The sequence below is a fragment of the Endozoicomonas euniceicola genome (assembly GCF_025562755.1).
Classification (GTDB): domain Bacteria; phylum Pseudomonadota; class Gammaproteobacteria; order Pseudomonadales; family Endozoicomonadaceae; genus Endozoicomonas_A; species Endozoicomonas_A euniceicola.
On record NZ_CP103300.1, the window covers coordinates 1355456 to 1372500 of the forward strand.

The window sequence follows — 17045 nt, forward strand, 5'->3', positions numbered from 1 at the left end:
CCACAAAAGACAGAATGAATAAAACCAACAGACTGGCAGGTTTACTGTTCTCTGGTTTACTGGCACTGACGCTTTCCAGCCCGGCCCTATCGAATGTCGAGGTCGTACCTGAACAGGAAGGTTCTATCAATTTTTCTGCGGTGCCTTATGCCTTTCAATCCCGGGACTGGGGAACAGCGGTCGGAGTATCCGGTATCGTAACGGGATGGTTGCAACCACAAATGTCGGTGTTTGCCACAGCCATTACTTCAGACAACGGCTCCCGACTGGGGTTTGCTGGCATGAATAACCTGATGATTCCCGGACAGAGCCAGTGGCTGGTCGATCTGCAATTGCTGAACAGCTATTACGATGCCACTGATTATTATGTTTCCGGAAATCCTGATTATCAGCATGAGAAAGCAGGCAGTAATGATTCCAGTGCTGAAAACTATGTTCGTACCTCAGGCAAAGAGGCCGAGTACCTGGCCCGCTTCCGGTATATTCTTCCTATCGGTGATGGTATCAATGGCGCACTGGCCAGCATGATGCATCGTAAAGGTGAGACCAGCCACAACTCGGGCTCCATGAATCCGTTTGCCAATGGCTTTACCACGGTGGAAATCGAGCCCTTTTATCTGCGCCAGGATCTGGGTGAAGCGACACCAGCAAAAGAGGACACTAGCACCAATGGCATTCGCCTGATCCTGGATTATGACAATCGGGATTCCACCCAGGAGCCCACCACCGGCAATCACGTAGAGTTAAAGGTCACCCAGGGCTGGAGCAGAAAACGCCGCAACGCATGGCGTACCTGGGAGTTGAAATTCAGCCAGTTCTTTGATCTGGGAGCTAATGACCTGTGGCAACAACAGGTGGTTGCCCTGAATGGCTGGGTGGCGGATACCCCCACCTGGAACAGAACGGAAAACCTCAATGGTGCTGAAGAATACCGACGACCGCCGTCTTATGCCGGTGTCTCTCTTGGTGGCTGGTATCGACTGAGAGGTTACAGCAGCAATCGTTTTTATGGTCGTTCAGCGGTATCGTACAGCGCTGAATACCGGGTCAAACCTCAGTGGCAACCTTTGCAACAGATACCGCTACTGGGTGACTGGTATAGTCTGCCCTGGTGGCAGTGGACGGTATTTGCCGATGCCGGGCGTGTCGCCGATACCTTCAGTGCGCGGACACTGCACAGTGATATGAAATTCAGCGTAGGCGCAGGCATTCGTTTTAAAGCGGAAGGCGTGATTGCCAGAGCCGAGATAGCCACCAGTGAGGAAGGCAGCCGGATCATTATGTTTATTAATCAGCCTTTTTGAGTGAGTTTGAGCGAGCCGGTGCGTTGTTCCGGGGGCTTAATTTTCTCCTTTGGGTTTCTTTTGTGGAAACCGCGCGGCCTGACGAGTTTGGATAAACGCCGTCAGCTCGTCCCGAATAAATTCCCGCAACCATCGGTGAGCGCGGTTTAATGTCCAGTACTCTGGCCATACCATGCTGTAATACACTTCCGGAACATCCATCGGCACATTGCGCACCACCACATTCTCCAGACTCCGGGCAAAGGTTTTAACGGAGCCGGTCGCCAGAAAAACACAGTCGGTGCCTTTTACCAGATTCATACAAACCATAATGCTGGGAGCAAACGCGCGAACTTTCACTTTGGCGCTTAATGAGCGAATGTAGTCGTTCATTATCTGGTGCGTATTCTGGTCATTCTTCTGCATAATGAATGGAAACTGCAACAACCGTTCCTGAGATAGCGGCTCACGGGCTAACGGATGATCTTCACACACGACCAGACAAACCTGCTCCTTCATTAACTGGTAGCCCGACAGCCCCTCTTCCGGTTCACCAATGTAGCCCACCATTATGTCAATTTTGCCGTTACTGACCGTTAGTCCGGGGTGCTGAGCCACCAGCTCAAAGGTAAAGTGAGGTGCCTGCCGCCAGATTTTGTGAATAATGCCAGGCATAACCTCCTCCAGCACCCTATGACCGGTCGCAATACGAAAGTGCCGCTCTGTCGTCGCGGGGTCAAACTGCTGGTTCTCAAAAATGCTGCTGGCAGCATGAACCACTCGATTGACCTCTTCATGCAGGTTCAGGGCTTTTTCAGACAGGTAGATATGGTTCCCCCTGCGAATCAGAATCGGGTCATTAAGGGCTTCGCGCAATTGTCCCAACGTTCGGCTCATGGCGGACTGGGTCACATGCATCACCTGCGCGGCTCTGGAGACACTTTGTGTATCCAGTAACGCTTTCAGACCTGGTAACAGATTCAGATTCAGTCGGGATAAATTCATAGATTCACTGGGTAAATCGAAAAGAGGGGGGAGAAAAGGTATCACTGAACCGTTAGGGGGAGAAGTCCCGAAAGCCGTTCTTATGGATAAATACGTATTCCGACTTTCCTTTGTATTGAAATTCGGTACACTGGAAGAGTGCTCTCATAGCAGTTTATGACAGAGGATGTCATGGCTGCTTTTCTCAAGCGAAGCTAACAGAGCTGTATGGAGGGTTCATGAGCCATAACAAGTACAAGAACGACGACCTGCAAAGCCTTGTAGATAATTACATGGATTCAGGTTTGTCTGCCAGGGAATACGTAGAAGCCTGTGTCGACTCTGGTGAAATCAGTGCCGCTGAAGCCCTGAAGCTGCTTTCCGTATTACGAGACGCTCAGTCAGTGACCTTTAAACTGGCCGAAGTTTCAGACCCCGAACATTCCGGCCTGCAAATGACACTGAAACGAAAAGGGGCTGACCTTGAGCAACCACCACTGTTCAGAATCTTTGTCGACGAAGACCTGAACGATGATAAAGATGAGGTGATTGACCTGCTGCAGAACTTTGCCAAGGAACTGGCTGTTGTTGCCACCCGCGAGGAGCTGGCTGGCGGCGAAGCCGTTGACTCAACCGATGAAAACCCTGAAGAGTGGCTTAGCCATCCCAATATCATGCCAGCCAGTGACACCCGTCACTGAAACACTCAACGAAACTGGAATAACCCTTTAATCATCGCCCGACAGACATTGGGCGATGGTTAGGTATACCCACTTGGCTCGATTCAAATGATATTCCGTTAACAGAACCGGGTAATCGACTGGTAAATCTGATCGACCTGCTCGGTCACTGCCAGTTGACGACACAGTTCCATATCATCCAGAGAACAGGCAAGCTGACTGAGCATTTTTAAATGCTCCTTTCCATTAGCAGCCAGGGCACAAAGAAGAAAGGCTCGATTGTTATCCCCCCAGTCTACTCCCTCTGGAAACTGCATAATAATCATGCCACTGTTGTTTATCTCTGAACGACTGCCCGGCACTCCATGGGGTACTGCAATCCCATGATCAAGATAAGTAGACGACAGCAGCTCACGCCTGCACATTCCGTGAAAATAGCCAGGCCGCACCATGCCTGCCTCAATCAGTTTCATGCAAGCCTGTTTAAGAGCACTGTATTTGTTCGGTGCAAACTGCTGCATAAATATATGCGACTTTAATAAGTGATCCATAAAACAGACCATAAGAGTAATAACTTTCCGCAAAACATCTGGAAGCTATTTAGCATAAGCAAATGAAAACATTTTTTGGTCACCCCTGACACGAAGAGAACTATAGCTGAACCGATTTAGCCTACTCATAATAAATTTATCTTAGCCATCATTTTTTAATATACGTTCAAACAATGAATCATAAATTAAATGCGTTGCTCCCGGATGCATCAAAAAGCAATCTATAAAATAGCAACTATCCTTCAGTTGTAGGCTATTCGCAGTACTTTACGATGATATGAAACTGGAAGAACTGGCGCGTCTGGCAGGTGTATCCAAAGCAACAGCCAGTATAATTCTGAACGGTCGTGCTGAGCAGTATCGCATCAGCAAGCTGACACAGGAACGGGTGACAGCCCTGGCAGAAAAGTATCATTACATTGCCAATGTCCAGGCGGCAGGCCTGCGCAGCCATACCAGTCAACTGGTCGCCCTGATCGTTCCCGAACTCACGCACGGAGGCTTTGCCTGTTTTGCCAGAACCCTTGAGCTACGGCTCAGGGCACAGGACTATCACCTGTTAGTAAGCTGTTCAGAAGATGAGCCTGAAGTAGAAGCCTGCGCACTTCGGGCACTGATTGGACACCAGGTGGATGCTATTGTCACTATCAGCTGCCATAGCAGCGATCAGATGTATCAAAGCCTGACTGATAACCGCATTCCCATCATCCTGATCGACCGGAAAATCCCGGACAGTCGCTACCCCTCTATTATCAGTAACGATCTGGATACATCGCTTCAGCTGACATCACTACTACTGGAATCCAGCCACCAGCAACCTGTTTATCTCGGTGGCATCGCGGGTATGCGTAACAGCCTGAACCGCCTGCAGGGCTATCGGGAAATATTAGACAACGCCGGCATAAATATTAACGAAGATTATATTTTCCACCACAGTTACACCGCTGAAGCCGGCTATGAAATGATCAGGGGGTATTTCAGCCAGCATCATGTTCTACCTAAAAACCTGCTGACTGCTTCATTTACCTTGATGGAAGGTGCTTTATCCTTTGTGCGGGAACACTATGCGTTATTACCTGAAAACCTGAACTGGGCAACTTTTGGCGATAATATGATGCTGGATCTGTTGCCATTTCCCATTCACTCTGCCCGTCTGGATTACACGTCGATGGCAGAGCATACCGTTAATCTGTTGCTATCCGGCCTTGCCGGTGATTCAGAGCAACAGGCTATCGTCCTGTCCCGTGACATAATTCGACGATGAGCCTGGCAGCGCGAACTCTCATCCGGGCTCTTATCTGAACTCTTATCTGGACTATGGCTTTATCAGGATTCCAATGTGCCATCAAGATAAAAGCATTCCAGCTTTTTCAGATAAGGCTCAATATCGCCAATAGTACTGGCGACCCACTGCGGATCGTAGCAGGTGTCAAGGTAGCGCTCACCACTGTCGCAGAGCAGGGTAACAATCGATCCGGTTTCACCACGGACTTTCATTTCGCTGGCAATTTGCAAAGCTCCAAACAGGTTGGTTCCGGTACTGGGGCCTACTTTCCTGCCTAACAGTTTTCCTACCCAGAGCATGGTGGCAATGGAAGCCGCATCAGGGATATGACGCATTTCATCAACCACGCCCGGTATAAAGGAAGGCTCAACCCTGGGACGCCCAATACCTTCAATGCGAGAACCGGCATCTATCGTCAGAGACTCGTCACCAGTCTTGTAGTAGTGCCGGAAGACTGAATTATCCGGATCAACAACACACAGTCGTGTATTCAACTGCTGATAACGAATATAGCGGCCAATGGTGGCAGAAGTACCACCCGTTCCCGGACTCATGACGACAAATTTTGGCTCCGGGTGTTGCTCCAGCTTCATTTGCTCAAACATGGAATTGGCAATGTTGTTATTGCCCCGCCAGTCTGTGGCACGCTCAGCGTAAGTAAACTGATCCATATAATGGCCGTTCAGTTCTTTCGCCAGCCGCCTGGACTCTGCATAAATCTGGCTGGAGTGATCCACCAGATGGCAGCGACCACCATAAAACTCAATCTGACGAATCTTTTTGCTAGCGGTACTCTTAGGGATCACGGCAATAAATGGCAAGCCCAGCAGGCGGGCAAAGTAAGCTTCAGAAATAGCGGTACTGCCAGAGGAAGACTCAATGACAGGCGTGCCTTCTTTTATCCGGCCATTACACAGAGCGTAAAGAAACAAAGAACGTGCCAGGCGGTGTTTCAGACTACCTGTAGGGTGAGTACTCTCATCTTTCAGGTACAGATCTATGCCTTCCACAGATGGCAGATCCAGTTTAATCAAATGAGTGTCAGCACTGCGCTGAAAATCCGCTTCAATTTTACGAACCGCTTCATTTACCCACTGATGATTGCTACTCATAATCCTTCCTCAACTCCCAAGAGTATGTAATGTCTTATTTATTGTAAGCAGACCTGGTCAGAAATAGTTTTCTTTCTCAGAGCCCAAAACCATACCTCAAAGATTGATTTTCTGCTTATGACACAATCTGAAGAATATTTTTCCCCACAGCCTGCCTGGCATACAATCAATGATAAATTCCGTACAATAATGACTCTTTCTATCATGCTCAACTTATATTTAATGAAAAGCTTGCTCGCTTACAGTGCAATAAACGTCACCGGATAAGTTTTGCTCTGGATCAACAATTAATACCGAATTCTATTAAAGAAGTGAGAATAACCCTTTATTACTGAATTGGCTGTGTTAGCATGAATCTATTGGCTGAATGACTGAGATAATACTCAGCATCCGCTTTGCTTTGTGTTACCACACAATCCTTCGTCTCACACGCAGGCATAGACGACCATCTTAATATGCCTCCTTCAGGTAGAGAACGTAAGAGGACAATTTATTTAATTGATACAGGTATTAGACAATGAATAACTACAATTGCGATCAAACAGTGCCATGCACCGAAACAGAAAATAATACTCTGGCAAACTGTAAGAAAAATAACTGGCGTCAACGCTGGGAACGAATGGATGAAACCTCCCAGGAAAGCAAATGGCGTCGGGAAGGTAAGCTGAAATAAGCATTCAAAAATACAGAACACCCAGTCTGGTCATTTAACAAAAGCCAGCTGCATCAGGCTCAACACTTTTCCAGAGAGCCAGTTTCAACTAACCGGTGGGTGTTATCAAAAAAGGATTCAATACGAATCCTTTTTTGTTTAATCCCTGAACACATTACGCTTTGCAGCGCTCAACAACATCTTTGTAGTTTAGTGAGCCGCCGAACAGTTCCAACGCACTGCCTATAGTGATGTGGATTTTATTTTTACCCGCCGCCCTGACCGCTTCAATATCCTCAATAGAGGCTATCCCACCTGCATAAGTCACTGGAATCGGTGAGTGTTCCGCCAGCAAAGCCACCAGTTGCAAATCGGGTCCAGCCATCATTCCTTCAACAGAAGCGGCATGAACCAGGAATTCGGCACAGGAATCCGCCAGTTCATGCAACGTTTCCCTGGATACTTCCGTCTGCGTAAACGTCTGCCACCGGTCTGTCACAATATAATAACGCCCGTCTTTCTTCTTACAGGACAAATCCAGAACCAGTCGTTCTCGCCCTACGGCCGTGACCAGTTTTTTCAGATTATCATGATGAACCTTCCCATCCCGAAACACATAAGAGGTCACCACAACGTGGGAAGCCCCCATTGTCAGGTAGCCCGCTGCATTTTCAGCAGTCATTCCACCGCCAATCTGCATCCCTCCGGGCCAGGCTGCAAGGGCCTGCTGTGCAGCAGCCTCATTGCCGGAACCCAGTTTGATAACATGCCCGCCCTGAAGATTGTCTTTACGATAAAGGGCAGCAAACTCTGCCGGTGAACGATCACTCTCGAAGTTAACAGCGGCTGAATTATCTGAATCCGATAACGAACTGCCGACAATCTGTTTGACCTTGCCATTGTGTAAATCAATACAGGGACGAAACTGCATAAACCATAACCTTTAGCCTGTTGTTAGCTGCTATCCTGGCACCAGCAGGTTTTTCCGCAGCTGACTGATCTCTTTCGATGTCATACCAAGACACTGCTTTGCATACTGAGCAAAACTGCCACACTCTTCATTGATATGGCTGAACGTAGCCTCTAAAAACTCTTTTTGAACGCTCAACAGAGGCCGTAGAAAATCGGGATTCACCCCTTCTGGCATCCAGCTAAATGCCACTTTACCTGTAGTGCGTGCTTCAATATATTCCGCAGATAACTCATTGGACAGCAGGAAGTCATCCATTATCAACACATCGGCAACACCCAGCAACTTCAGCAGTAAAGCCGTTGCCACACCCGTTCGGTCTTTACCAGCGGTACAGTGATAAAGCTGAGGGTAACTGTCATCATTTAGCAGACTATGCAGCCACTCCGCGTAAACATGACTAAAATCTATCACCATGCTGCGATACAGTTCGCGCAACCAATGGGCAACGTCCTCAGCGGAATCGACACTCTGCAACACCCGCATCAGTTCAACGCGACCATTATCGCCCATAACCGGTATAGGCCGATGGATAATATCAATATTATTCTCTGACCATTGGTGGGGCGTATTTTTTTGCTCCAGGCTGGAGCGGAAATCAGTAACAACCTTTAACTGCAGCGCACTCAGTCGTTTCTCGCTTTCACCGGAAAGCTGTGCGACTGAATCAGAGCGATAGAGTTTTCCGGCAGCGATGTCCCTTCCATCCTGCGTACTGATACCCGCCAGAGTGCGAAGATTGTGGGGTGTACCCATGGGAATATGGCGCTGATGTTTACACAGCGCCCCAGAAGGAAAGCCACTCAGGGATTCATCTGTAATCTCTATCGACACGGTTAATCCTGTACCTAATGCTTTATAATTGTTCCCTTAACTTGTTTTTTTATAACACGATCTGGAACTATTGTATTGATGTAAGTTCCAGTCACGAGGTCTTATAGATGCACATCTGGGTCGATGCCGATGCCTGTCCAAATTTAATCAAGGAAATCCTGTTCCGGGCCGCCGAGCGAGTCAAAGTCCCCTTAACCCTGGTGGCTAATCAGTATTTGCGCACACCGCCATCCACCCTGATAAAAGCCGTTCAGGTTCCCGCCGGATTCGATGTCGCAGACAATTACATTGCCCAACACGTTCAACCTGGCGAGCTGGTTATCACCGCCGATATTCCTCTTGCCGCAGAAGTGGTCGGCAAACAGGCCCTGGCACTGAACCCAAGAGGCGAGTTGTATACAAAGGAAAATGTGCAACAGCGTTTATCCATGAGAAACTTTATGGACGAGCTGCGCAGTAGTGGTGTCGATACCGGTGGGCCTTCGTCGCTTTCAGCTCAAGACCGTCAGGCTTTTGCGAATCAGTTAGACCGGTTACTGGTAAAACATTCTTGACATCCTCCCCGCCCCTGAAGGACGGGGATTCCTGTTCGTCACCAAACAGGCTTCCTGCTTCGACACGCCTTCTCTAGATTGCAGCTAGGCTCTTGATTAAAACCGCAACGAACGCAACATTCGTTGTTATGATTAAGGCTCAAGCTGCCTTGTTAGATTTTTAAGAAGGACGTTTCTCGCACCGTTGATGTCTCTGTCAACGGTGAAACCATTGCCTTTTATAACTTTTGATGAACCAAGCCGATCATCAATACTGCCATCCCATGAGCGGGTCTTTGACGTGTACGCTTCATTGCAATCCACAACGTGCTTTCCGTACTTTCTGGCGTACCACTTCAAACGCACCTTAAACCCGTAATGATTGAGATCTAGCATCTGGCGGCAGGTATTCCGGCGTATGGTACGCACCTTTTTGTCTTTTCGTGTGACCATGCCCCTCGTCTCGAAAGACGGCAGAAAGATAACGTCATAATTGGATACAAGCTCGAACGCCAGTCGGTTATGCAAGTCCAGAATAATGTCATCTTTCTTGCACTTAAGGCGGTTAATCTCTTTGTCAAAGTTGACAATACGATCCTGCGCCCACTGAGGCATGTCAGGAAACTTTATGCCTTTTTGGGTGTTTAGAATCTTTTGTTTTTGCCCAATGAAATTGTCAACTCGTTTCATAAGCGGGAACAACTTTTCTTTGGCAAAGTCATTTCCTGCAATTAAAGCCTCTTTATCGCTGAAACAGGTAGCAAAAGTTCGCACTCCGGGGTCGATCCCAACACACTTCACTGCGCCTTGGATATCGGCATTGAGTTCTATGTGTTGTTGAACCTGAATGAACCAGCGCCCTTTGTCACAGGTAATAACGCATGATTTACCAATGGCTTCGGCAGGCACTTCTTCCGTTAGATGGATTCTGCCCAACGCATTAACGCAAGGGTTCAATCCCTTTGGCAGTCTATCAATAGAGAATGAGTGCCTGCTTCCTTTACGGCTCTTAAAACTTATTTCTGAGAAACCTCCACTTGCCCCTTTGAGTTTTTTGTTTTTACTGCAAACAGACTTGAATGTTGTCGCTGCCGCTAGTGTTCCATTATCTGAAATAATAGAGTTATAAGCCCGTCCATTGTCTTTTTGCTCCTTCTCCACCTGAGCCTTTATCGACGGGCGCATATTAATAAATTTACCATTTTCGTCCTTGTATTTGTCATTGCGGAACCGCTCCACAGCCAGGTTGTAAGAACGCCTGTAAAGAGCAAGTGCATCCCTGTAGGCCGGTTCATTCTCCGGGTAAATTCTGATCCTTTTTGATGCTACGATCTTTGCGCCTTTTAGCGGAACGCTGTCCGTAGTGGCTGTTGCAGAACGAGGTAATGAAACCGATAAGCTCATGGGTATCAAAGGCTTCACCGGAACCATTCGAGTCATCCAAAACTTCGATTTGTCCTCCTGATAATTCAACGAGCCACTTGATAAGTTCGAATCCTGATCGTGCGAGCCTGTCTTTTGTGGTAACCACAATGTGGGTTGGATGGTCGCACATCGCTGATTCCAGAATGGTTTGCAGTCCTTTTCGTTTAAAGTTGAAAGCACTGGCAATGTCACTGATAAATTCTGCGTCAGGATACCTTTCGAGCAAGCGTCGCCTTTGCGTAGCAATGGAAGATTTTTGCTTCCCTGAGCTAACCCTTGCATAGCATATCTTCCTCTGCTGGTTGATGAATATGCGGTAGTGACCCCCGCTCGTTTGCATTATTTTCTCGTAATGACCGCTTTCGATCTTTCGCCTTATTGTCTGGGTTGTTACGCCCTCAATCTTGGCAAGTTTGGTTGTGGATACCCACAAAATAAACGCCTCTGGCTATCTATGTTGTTGTCAGTATAACAAGTTATGTTGCGATTGTTGCATTTTTATTTAACTGCAATCCCCGTTCCAGTCGCTCCACAGGCCAACCCCGCCAGCCCGGCGGTTTTGATATTGATTGCCGCATTAATATCCCTGTCGTGAAGGGTATTGCACTTCGGGCATTTCCATTCACGGATAGACAACGGCAAACTTTCATGGATGAATCCGCAACTGGAGCAACGCTTGGAGCTGGGAAAGAATCGGTCTATCTGAACAACAATTCTTTCTGCCCACTCGGCTTTGTACTGCAACTGCCGTACAAATTCACCCCTGTTTGCATCAGCTATATGCTTTGCCAGTTTTGGATTTTTGATCATGCCTTTCACATTCAGGGACTCTACACAAACAACTTGGTTCTCGTTAATGAGTTTGCGGGATGCTTTATGAGTAGCATCCATCCGGCAATCGGCTATTTTCGCATGAAGACGGGCAACCTTGAGCTTTGCTTTAGCTCGGTTGTTACTGCCTTTCTGCTTTTTCGCCAGCTTACGCTGAAGGTAGGTGAGCTTTTGCTCGTAGCGCTTGGTGTGTCTTGGATTACCGGATTTTTGGCCGTCTGAAGTGACGAACAGATCATTTAAGCCTAAAAGTACGGGGTTTTCCGCTAGTTTTGATAAATACTGGTGACACTCTCCCTCCACTAAATCGGCAAGCCGATTCTAGCGAGGGCTTCTAATCGGGAATTACGTGCGACCCACTATGTCAAATAACATAGCCTCTCGCTGTCGTACAGGTTGCCGAACCACGACAGGGGAACTCTTTACACATACGCTGTGTCCCAGCGCATCGGCGGTAGAAGCCAGAAAACGGTTGTGTTTTCCTGATTTGTTTCTCGTAGTTAGTCCAGCAACGGTGACGCTTGAGTATTTGTCCAGAGGCTTATCTGTCTGTCGAGTAGGCTGTTGTCTCAGCCACCAAGCCCATTATGCAGGGTTTCGCAGTGCACTGAAGTTAGTACATGGGCTTGCTCTACGCAAGCCTCGCTATCCATCTCCATCCAAACCTTCAAAGGTCGCGCCGCTCCCAATGAGAGGCTATGGATGGAGAATTTCGCAAGGTTCGTTAAAAATACCTCTGCATGTTTGCTGCCAGCCTTTATGGCTGGCAACAAACCATCCGTTTACATGCTTTTTACGGGTTCCGCTTTAACATCCAGCGCCGCTTTATCCAGATTCAAAGGATAGTGACTCTGGCTAGTGTAAAGCAGCTTGCCGTTCTGCCGCACTTCTACAGAGATAGCATACGAATGCCCCGCCTGAATCAAGTGTGGAGCATAAGGCAGGTCAAAAGCGACCGGTCCGTGAATCTCACCTTTAATCCTGATTTTCTGTTCACCAATAACCTGTAAGTGGGCGTCTTGTTTGCTGACGTCACTGAGCCGGATCATTACCTGAGAATTTCGGGGGAAACTCCCTGTGGAGGTTTGCACCTGACCTTTAACACGGCCTGTTTCAGCCATAAAGACGATGGAGTCCTGACCGCCTGCTTCTTTAAGAATCAGTTGCCGGCCATCCATAAGCATCTGGTTCGTTTTCTGCAGCGTAGTGTGGAACGCCATTTCCTGCTGCATCACCGGTTCCCGGCAAGCCATCATTGTTGAACCAATACGTCCAAACGAAAAATCGCCTTTCTCTATCTGATAGCCACCAAAGTAACTGTTGCAAGGTCCTTTGCCATTTATCTTACCCTGAGAGGCAGAACCCTGCGCCAGCTCCATCGTGATACGCTTGCCACCAACCGGGGCTTCCCCATTGATTGAACTCATTACCCATATCTGCCCCTGTAGCATGTCTGGCGTGACAACAACAGGCTTGTGCGTTGAACTGCAGGCTGCCAGCATAGAGCTAACGGTCAATACCGTCGCAAAACGGCCAATGGTTCTCATGATATCTATCGCACCTCTTATTGCTTGAGTACAGATTGAACTTCAGAGTCCAGGAGATTATTACAACTCCAGTGGAGTAAAGACGGCACCCGGAATATTACGTCTGACAACCGGTTTGGTGAAATTATCGGGAGTCAGTTCACTGTAAAATTCAATAAGTTCAGAAGTTAAAATGTTTTTTCCATGACATTTGCCAAAAAAGCACAGTATGATCTTCACTCGAATCAACTTGCTTATGACTGATCATGAAATGCCACCCCTCCCAAAAACCACCTATGCTCAACAGGGCTTACAGCCTTGGGGAAGAAATAGCGAATAGCGTAACCCACGGTATTGGAGCCATGCTAAGTGTAGCAGGGCTGACACTGTTGGTGACTTACGCCGCTATACAAGGCGACACCTGGCGTGTAGTGAGTTTTAGTATTTACGGCGGAAGCATGATACTTCTGTTTCTTATGTCGACCCTTTACCACAGTTTCCAGAATAAAAAAGTAAAACAAGTTTTCAAATTGCTGGACCACTGTGCCATTTATTTGTTGATTGCAGGGACTTACACACCTTTCCTGCTGGTTACCCTCAGGGGAACAACGGGATGGATCCTTTTTGCCATCATCTGGCTGCTGGCCTTTACAGGCATTATTTTTAAGCTGGCATTCAGGCACCGCTTTAAAAAGCTTTCCCTGCTGACCTATGTAGCAATGGGCTGGCTGGCACTGTTTGTCGGACAGGAGCTAACCCAAAGACTGTCAGCCGGAGGCATGGCATGGTTAATTGCAGGCGGGCTGGCTTACACTCTGGGCGTGATATTCTATGTTTGGAAAAAGCTACCCTATAACCATGCCATCTGGCACCTGTTTGTATTAGCCGGAAGCCTTTGCCACTACACAACTATTTTTGTTTATGTTTTGCCTGACAGCTAACCTTGCAGTACTTCCATTGCACCTGATGCCTGACCGGCTGCCAATTATGCAGAAACTGATTCAGCCCTGGTCAGGCATTAAACAATCTAACCACTTTCTTTGCAGCAGCCAGCCCCCTGTCAAACATTGATTCATATCGGGGGTTAACCCATAAATTAAGCCTGGTTGTTGCAACGGGCCATACAGGACTTACTGATGGTGGTGCAGGAAAGCCTTCAGGCCATACAACCCCTACCACTGATGAATTTAAGATGTTGCATGGAAAGCAAACTTCACATATTTTTTTAAGGATCGGGAATGTTGAATACAGATAGTCCATAGACTGGGCAGGCATAGCAAAACCATTCATGTTCATTCCATCAATCAGGTAAATACAACCACTAACTTTATCTTCAGTCTTATTTTCATTCTTACAATACCCAGCTGCGACTTGTGCACAAATGGCAGCTGATATACCGTCACCTCCCGTATAACCGGGTATGCCAGAGCCAGTCATCATAACTATTTGATGCATTGACTTCACCGAGAGCCGTAGCATAAAACCCTGCTCAAATATAACTTGCGGAGACCTGCTATCTGCCCTGAAGGCGTATCCAGAAAAATACCTGGTAGCCCCATACTCTTTGGAACTCCTGGCAGAGATATGCCTACTGCCGGGTATGATTGTTGTATTCTGAAATTTTAAAGGGTTTGTCAATTGCAGCACAGTATATTCTGAGTGCATAACACCGGTCTGGGAGCTACTGCTGGAACCAGGCTCAAACATATTCGCATGCTCCTTTAAGCCATATTGCCTGACTAAAGAATAGTGTAGAGACTGTTTTTTATTTCGCAAATAGCAAAAAACCCAATCGATTTCTCGATTGGGTTTTTCTAATTAAGTGCCTGACAATGACCTACTCTCACATGGGCTCTTCCATAAAAAGCCCACACTACCATCGGCGATGTGTCGTTTTTTCTTCACACAGCAAAAAGCCCGACAGATTGCTCTATCGGGCTTTTTAATTGAGTGCCTGACAATGACCTACTCTCACATGGGCTCTTCCATAAAAAGCCCACACTACCATCGGCGATGTGTCGTTTTTTCTTCACACAGCAAAAAGCCCGACAGATTGCTCTATCGGGCTTTTTAATTGAGTGCCTGACAATGACCTACTCTCACATGGGCTCTTCCATAAAAAGCCCACACTACCATCGGCGATGTGTCGTTTTTTCTTCACACAGCAAAAAGCCCGACAGATTGCTCTATCGGGCTTTTTAATTGAGTGCCTGACAATGACCTACTCTCACATGGGGAATCCCCACACTACCATCGGCGATGTATCGTTTCACTTCCGAGTTCGGGATGGGATCGGGTGGTTCCAATACTCTATGGTTATCAGACAAATTTTGCGTGTTTCAAAGTCTTACTATGAATTGCTTTAAAACAAAAACGCTGGTGTTAATTCAGCGTCTTATAATTAAGTGCCTGGCGATGACCTACTCTCACATGGGGAAGCCCCACACTACCATCGGCGATGCGTCGTTTCACTTCCGAGTTCGGGATGGGATCGGGTGGTTCCAACGCTCTATGGTCACCAGGCAAAACTGGTCGAGCCTTCGGCTCTCAAGCTGGAAGCTATAAGCTTAAAGCTCGAAGCTGAACGCTCCTGGAATCCAAAATATACTTAAACAGCTTTGTTTATTCTTGCTCTACACTCTCTCACTATTGCGTACAGCTTCCGGCTTCAAGCTTATAGCTTCAAGCTCTTCAAATCGCTTTGGCGTTATATGGTCAAGCCTCTCGAGTCATTAGTACGGGTTAGCTCAACGCCTCACAACGCTTACACACCCCGCCTATCAACGTCGTAGTCTTCAACGTCTCTTATGTGACCTCTAGGGTCAAGGGAAGTCTCATCTTGAAGGGGGCTTCCCGCTTAGATGCTTTCAGCGGTTATCCCGTCCGAACTTAGCTACCGGGCAATGCGTCTGGCGACACAACCCGAACACCAGTGGTTCGTCCACTCCGGTCCTCTCGTACTAGGAGCAGCTCTCCTCAAACTTCCAACGTCCACGGCAGATAGGGACCGAACTGTCTCACGACGTTCTAAACCCAGCTCGCGTACCACTTTAAATGGCGAACAGCCATACCCTTGGGACCGGCTTCAGCCCCAGGATGTGATGAGCCGACATCGAGGTGCCAAACACCGCCGTCGATGTGAACTCTTGGGCGGTATCAGCCTGTTATCCCCGGAGTACCTTTTATCCGTTGAGCGATGGCCCTTCCATGCAGAACCACCGGATCACTAAGACCTACTTTCGTACCTGCTCGACATGTACGTCTCGCAGTCAAGCTGGCTTGTGCCTTTACACTAACCGCACGATGTCCGACCGTGCTTAGCCAACCTTCGTGCTCCTCCGTTACTCTTTGGGAGGAGACCGCCCCAGTCAAACTACCCACCACACAATGTCCCCGATCCCGGTTAGGGACCTGGGTTAGAACCTCAATATTGCCAGGGTGGTATTTCAAGGTCGGCTCCACGCAGACTGGCGTCCACGTTTCAAAGCCTCCCACCTATCCTACACAAGCAACATCAAGATCCACTGTGAAGCTGTAGTAAAGGTTCACGGGGTCTTTCCGTCTAGCCGCGGATACACTGCATCTTAACAGCGATTTCAATTTCACTGAGTCTTGGGTGGAGACAGCGTGGCCATCGTTACGCCATTCGTGCAGGTCGGAACTTACCCGACAAGGAATTTCGCTACCTTAGGACCGTTATAGTTACGGCCGCCGTTTACCGGGGCTTCGATCAACCGCTTCTTCCGAAGAATAACAGCATCAATTAACCTTCCGGCACCGGGCAGGCGTCACACCGTATACGTCCACTTACGTGTTAGCACAGTGCTGTGTTTTTAATAAACAGTCGCAGCCACCTGGTATCTTCGACCAGCCGGTGCTTACGGGGCAAGCCCTTCACACCAGCCGGCGCACCTTCTCCCGAAGTTACGGTGCCATTTTGCCTAGTTCCTTCACCCAAGTTCTCTCAAGCGCCTTGGTATTCTCTACCTGACCACCTGTGTCGGTTTGGGGTACGGTTCCTTTTGACCTGAAGCTTAGAAGTTTTTCCTGGAAGCATGGCATCAACCACTTCCCCACCGTAGTGGGTTCGTCATCAGTTCTCGGCTTTGTGGGTCCGGATTTGCCTGAACCCACAGCCTACGACCTTAAACAGGGACAACCATCGCCCTGCCGGCCTAGCCTTCTCCGTCACTCCGTCGCAGTCAAAAGGAGTACAGGAATATTAACCTGTTTCCCATCGATTACGTCTTTCGACCTCACCTTAGGGGCCGACTCACCCTGCGCCGATTAGCGTTGCGCAGGAACCCTTGGTCTTCCGGCGAGGGAGGATCTCACTCCCTTTATCGTTACTCATGTCAGCATTCGCACTTGTGATACGT

General features: G+C 48.1%; 15 protein-coding genes, 3 rRNA genes and 1 pseudogene (1 of these 19 cut by a window edge). 6 read left to right on the forward strand and 13 right to left on the reverse strand.

Translation table 11 applies throughout. The annotated features are described in order from the left end of the window. Window positions 1-14: 14 nt before the first annotated feature. The gene (locus tag NX720_RS05255; protein ID WP_262599875.1) at window positions 15-1304 is read left to right on the forward strand and encodes a BamA/TamA family outer membrane protein; all 1290 of its coding nucleotides are present in this window, start codon (window positions 15-17) and stop codon (window positions 1302-1304) included. A gap of 36 nt (window positions 1305-1340) precedes the next feature. Here the strand turns inward: NX720_RS05255 and NX720_RS05260 are convergent, their stop codons facing one another. Beyond that, window positions 1341-2288, reverse strand: coding sequence for a LysR family transcriptional regulator (locus NX720_RS05260; RefSeq protein WP_262599876.1), 948 nt, complete (start codon window positions 2286-2288; stop codon window positions 1341-1343). Between the two features lie 218 nt (window positions 2289-2506). Here NX720_RS05260 and NX720_RS05265 point away from each other — a divergent pair, with 218 nt between their 5' ends. Next, a complete protein-coding gene (locus NX720_RS05265) occupies window positions 2507-2968 on the forward strand; it encodes a hypothetical protein (RefSeq protein WP_262599877.1) in 462 nt (153 codons plus the stop codon). Between the two features lie 98 nt (window positions 2969-3066). Here NX720_RS05265 and NX720_RS05270 read toward each other — a convergent pair whose 3' ends face one another. Then, window positions 3067-3498: a PTS sugar transporter subunit IIA gene (locus NX720_RS05270; protein ID WP_262599879.1), complete on the reverse strand. Its 432-nt coding sequence runs from the start codon at window positions 3496-3498 to the stop codon at window positions 3067-3069. Window positions 3499-3775: 277 nt separating this feature from the next. Between NX720_RS05270 and NX720_RS05275 the strand changes: the two genes are divergently transcribed. Beyond that, window positions 3776-4762: a LacI family DNA-binding transcriptional regulator gene (locus tag NX720_RS05275; RefSeq protein WP_262599880.1), complete on the forward strand. Its 987-nt coding sequence runs from the start codon at window positions 3776-3778 to the stop codon at window positions 4760-4762. A gap of 62 nt (window positions 4763-4824) precedes the next feature. On the opposite strand, the gene NX720_RS05280 is transcribed toward NX720_RS05275, so the two are convergent. Further along, window positions 4825-5895 (reverse strand): PLP-dependent cysteine synthase family protein, encoded by a 1071-nt coding sequence (locus NX720_RS05280; protein ID WP_318654090.1) that lies wholly within the window; start codon window positions 5893-5895, stop codon window positions 4825-4827. A 517-nt stretch (window positions 5896-6412) separates the two neighbouring features. Here NX720_RS05280 and NX720_RS05285 point away from each other — a divergent pair. Beyond that, window positions 6413-6568 carry a hypothetical protein gene (locus tag NX720_RS05285; protein WP_262599882.1) on the forward strand — a complete coding sequence of 52 codons (156 nt, stop codon included), beginning with the start codon at window positions 6413-6415 and terminating at the stop codon, window positions 6566-6568. A gap of 154 nt (window positions 6569-6722) precedes the next feature. Here the strand turns inward: NX720_RS05285 and hisA are convergent, their stop codons facing one another. Continuing rightward, window positions 6723-7478, reverse strand: coding sequence for a phosphoribosylformimino-5-aminoimidazole carboxamide ribotide isomerase (gene hisA / locus NX720_RS05290; protein ID WP_262599884.1), 756 nt, complete (start codon window positions 7476-7478; stop codon window positions 6723-6725). Between the two features lie 30 nt (window positions 7479-7508). Then, the gene (locus NX720_RS05295) at window positions 7509-8351 is read right to left on the reverse strand and encodes a tyrosine-protein phosphatase (protein WP_262599886.1); all 843 of its coding nucleotides are present in this window, start codon (window positions 8349-8351) and stop codon (window positions 7509-7511) included. Window positions 8352-8458: 107 nt separating this feature from the next. Here NX720_RS05295 and NX720_RS05300 point away from each other — a divergent pair, with 107 nt between their 5' ends. After that, complete coding sequence (locus tag NX720_RS05300) at window positions 8459-8905, forward strand: YaiI/YqxD family protein (protein ID WP_262599887.1); 447 nt, start codon at window positions 8459-8461, stop codon at window positions 8903-8905. Between the two features lie 132 nt (window positions 8906-9037). Here NX720_RS05300 and NX720_RS05305 read toward each other — a convergent pair whose 3' ends face one another. The 4 genes and pseudogenes from NX720_RS05305 to NX720_RS05315 all read right to left on the reverse strand — a co-directional run bounded on the left by NX720_RS05305 (window position 9038) and on the right by NX720_RS05315 (window position 12687). Then, window positions 9038-10288 (reverse strand): RNA-guided endonuclease InsQ/TnpB family protein, encoded by a 1251-nt coding sequence (locus tag NX720_RS05305; RefSeq protein WP_404831050.1) that lies wholly within the window; start codon window positions 10286-10288, stop codon window positions 9038-9040. After that, window positions 10176-10649: a recombinase family protein gene (locus NX720_RS27005; RefSeq protein WP_404831073.1), complete on the reverse strand. Its 474-nt coding sequence runs from the start codon at window positions 10647-10649 to the stop codon at window positions 10176-10178. Before NX720_RS27005 ends, NX720_RS05305 begins: the two co-directional genes overlap by 113 nt. 158 nt (window positions 10650-10807) lie before the next feature. Next, window positions 10808-11389, reverse strand: a pseudogene (locus NX720_RS05310) (RNA-guided endonuclease InsQ/TnpB family protein); the annotation flags it as partial. Between the two features lie 533 nt (window positions 11390-11922). Beyond that, window positions 11923-12687 (reverse strand): META domain-containing protein, encoded by a 765-nt coding sequence (locus NX720_RS05315; RefSeq protein WP_262599891.1) that lies wholly within the window; start codon window positions 12685-12687, stop codon window positions 11923-11925. Window positions 12688-12932: 245 nt separating this feature from the next. Here NX720_RS05315 and trhA point away from each other — a divergent pair, with 245 nt between their 5' ends. Beyond that, window positions 12933-13607: a PAQR family membrane homeostasis protein TrhA gene (gene trhA / locus NX720_RS05320; RefSeq protein WP_262599892.1), complete on the forward strand. Its 675-nt coding sequence runs from the start codon at window positions 12933-12935 to the stop codon at window positions 13605-13607. A 70-nt stretch (window positions 13608-13677) separates the two neighbouring features. On the opposite strand, the gene NX720_RS05325 is transcribed toward trhA, so the two are convergent. The 4 genes from NX720_RS05325 to NX720_RS05340 form a co-directional block, all read right to left on the reverse strand. Next, the gene (locus tag NX720_RS05325) at window positions 13678-14373 is read right to left on the reverse strand and encodes a hypothetical protein (protein ID WP_262599894.1); all 696 of its coding nucleotides are present in this window, start codon (window positions 14371-14373) and stop codon (window positions 13678-13680) included. A gap of 501 nt (window positions 14374-14874) precedes the next feature. After that, a 5S ribosomal RNA gene (gene rrf, locus NX720_RS05330) occupies window positions 14875-14990 on the reverse strand. A gap of 83 nt (window positions 14991-15073) precedes the next feature. After that, window positions 15074-15189: ribosomal RNA gene (gene rrf / locus NX720_RS05335) — 5S ribosomal RNA — on the reverse strand. A gap of 188 nt (window positions 15190-15377) precedes the next feature. Then, window positions 15378-17045: ribosomal RNA gene (locus NX720_RS05340) — 23S ribosomal RNA — on the reverse strand; it runs 1754 nt beyond the window's last position.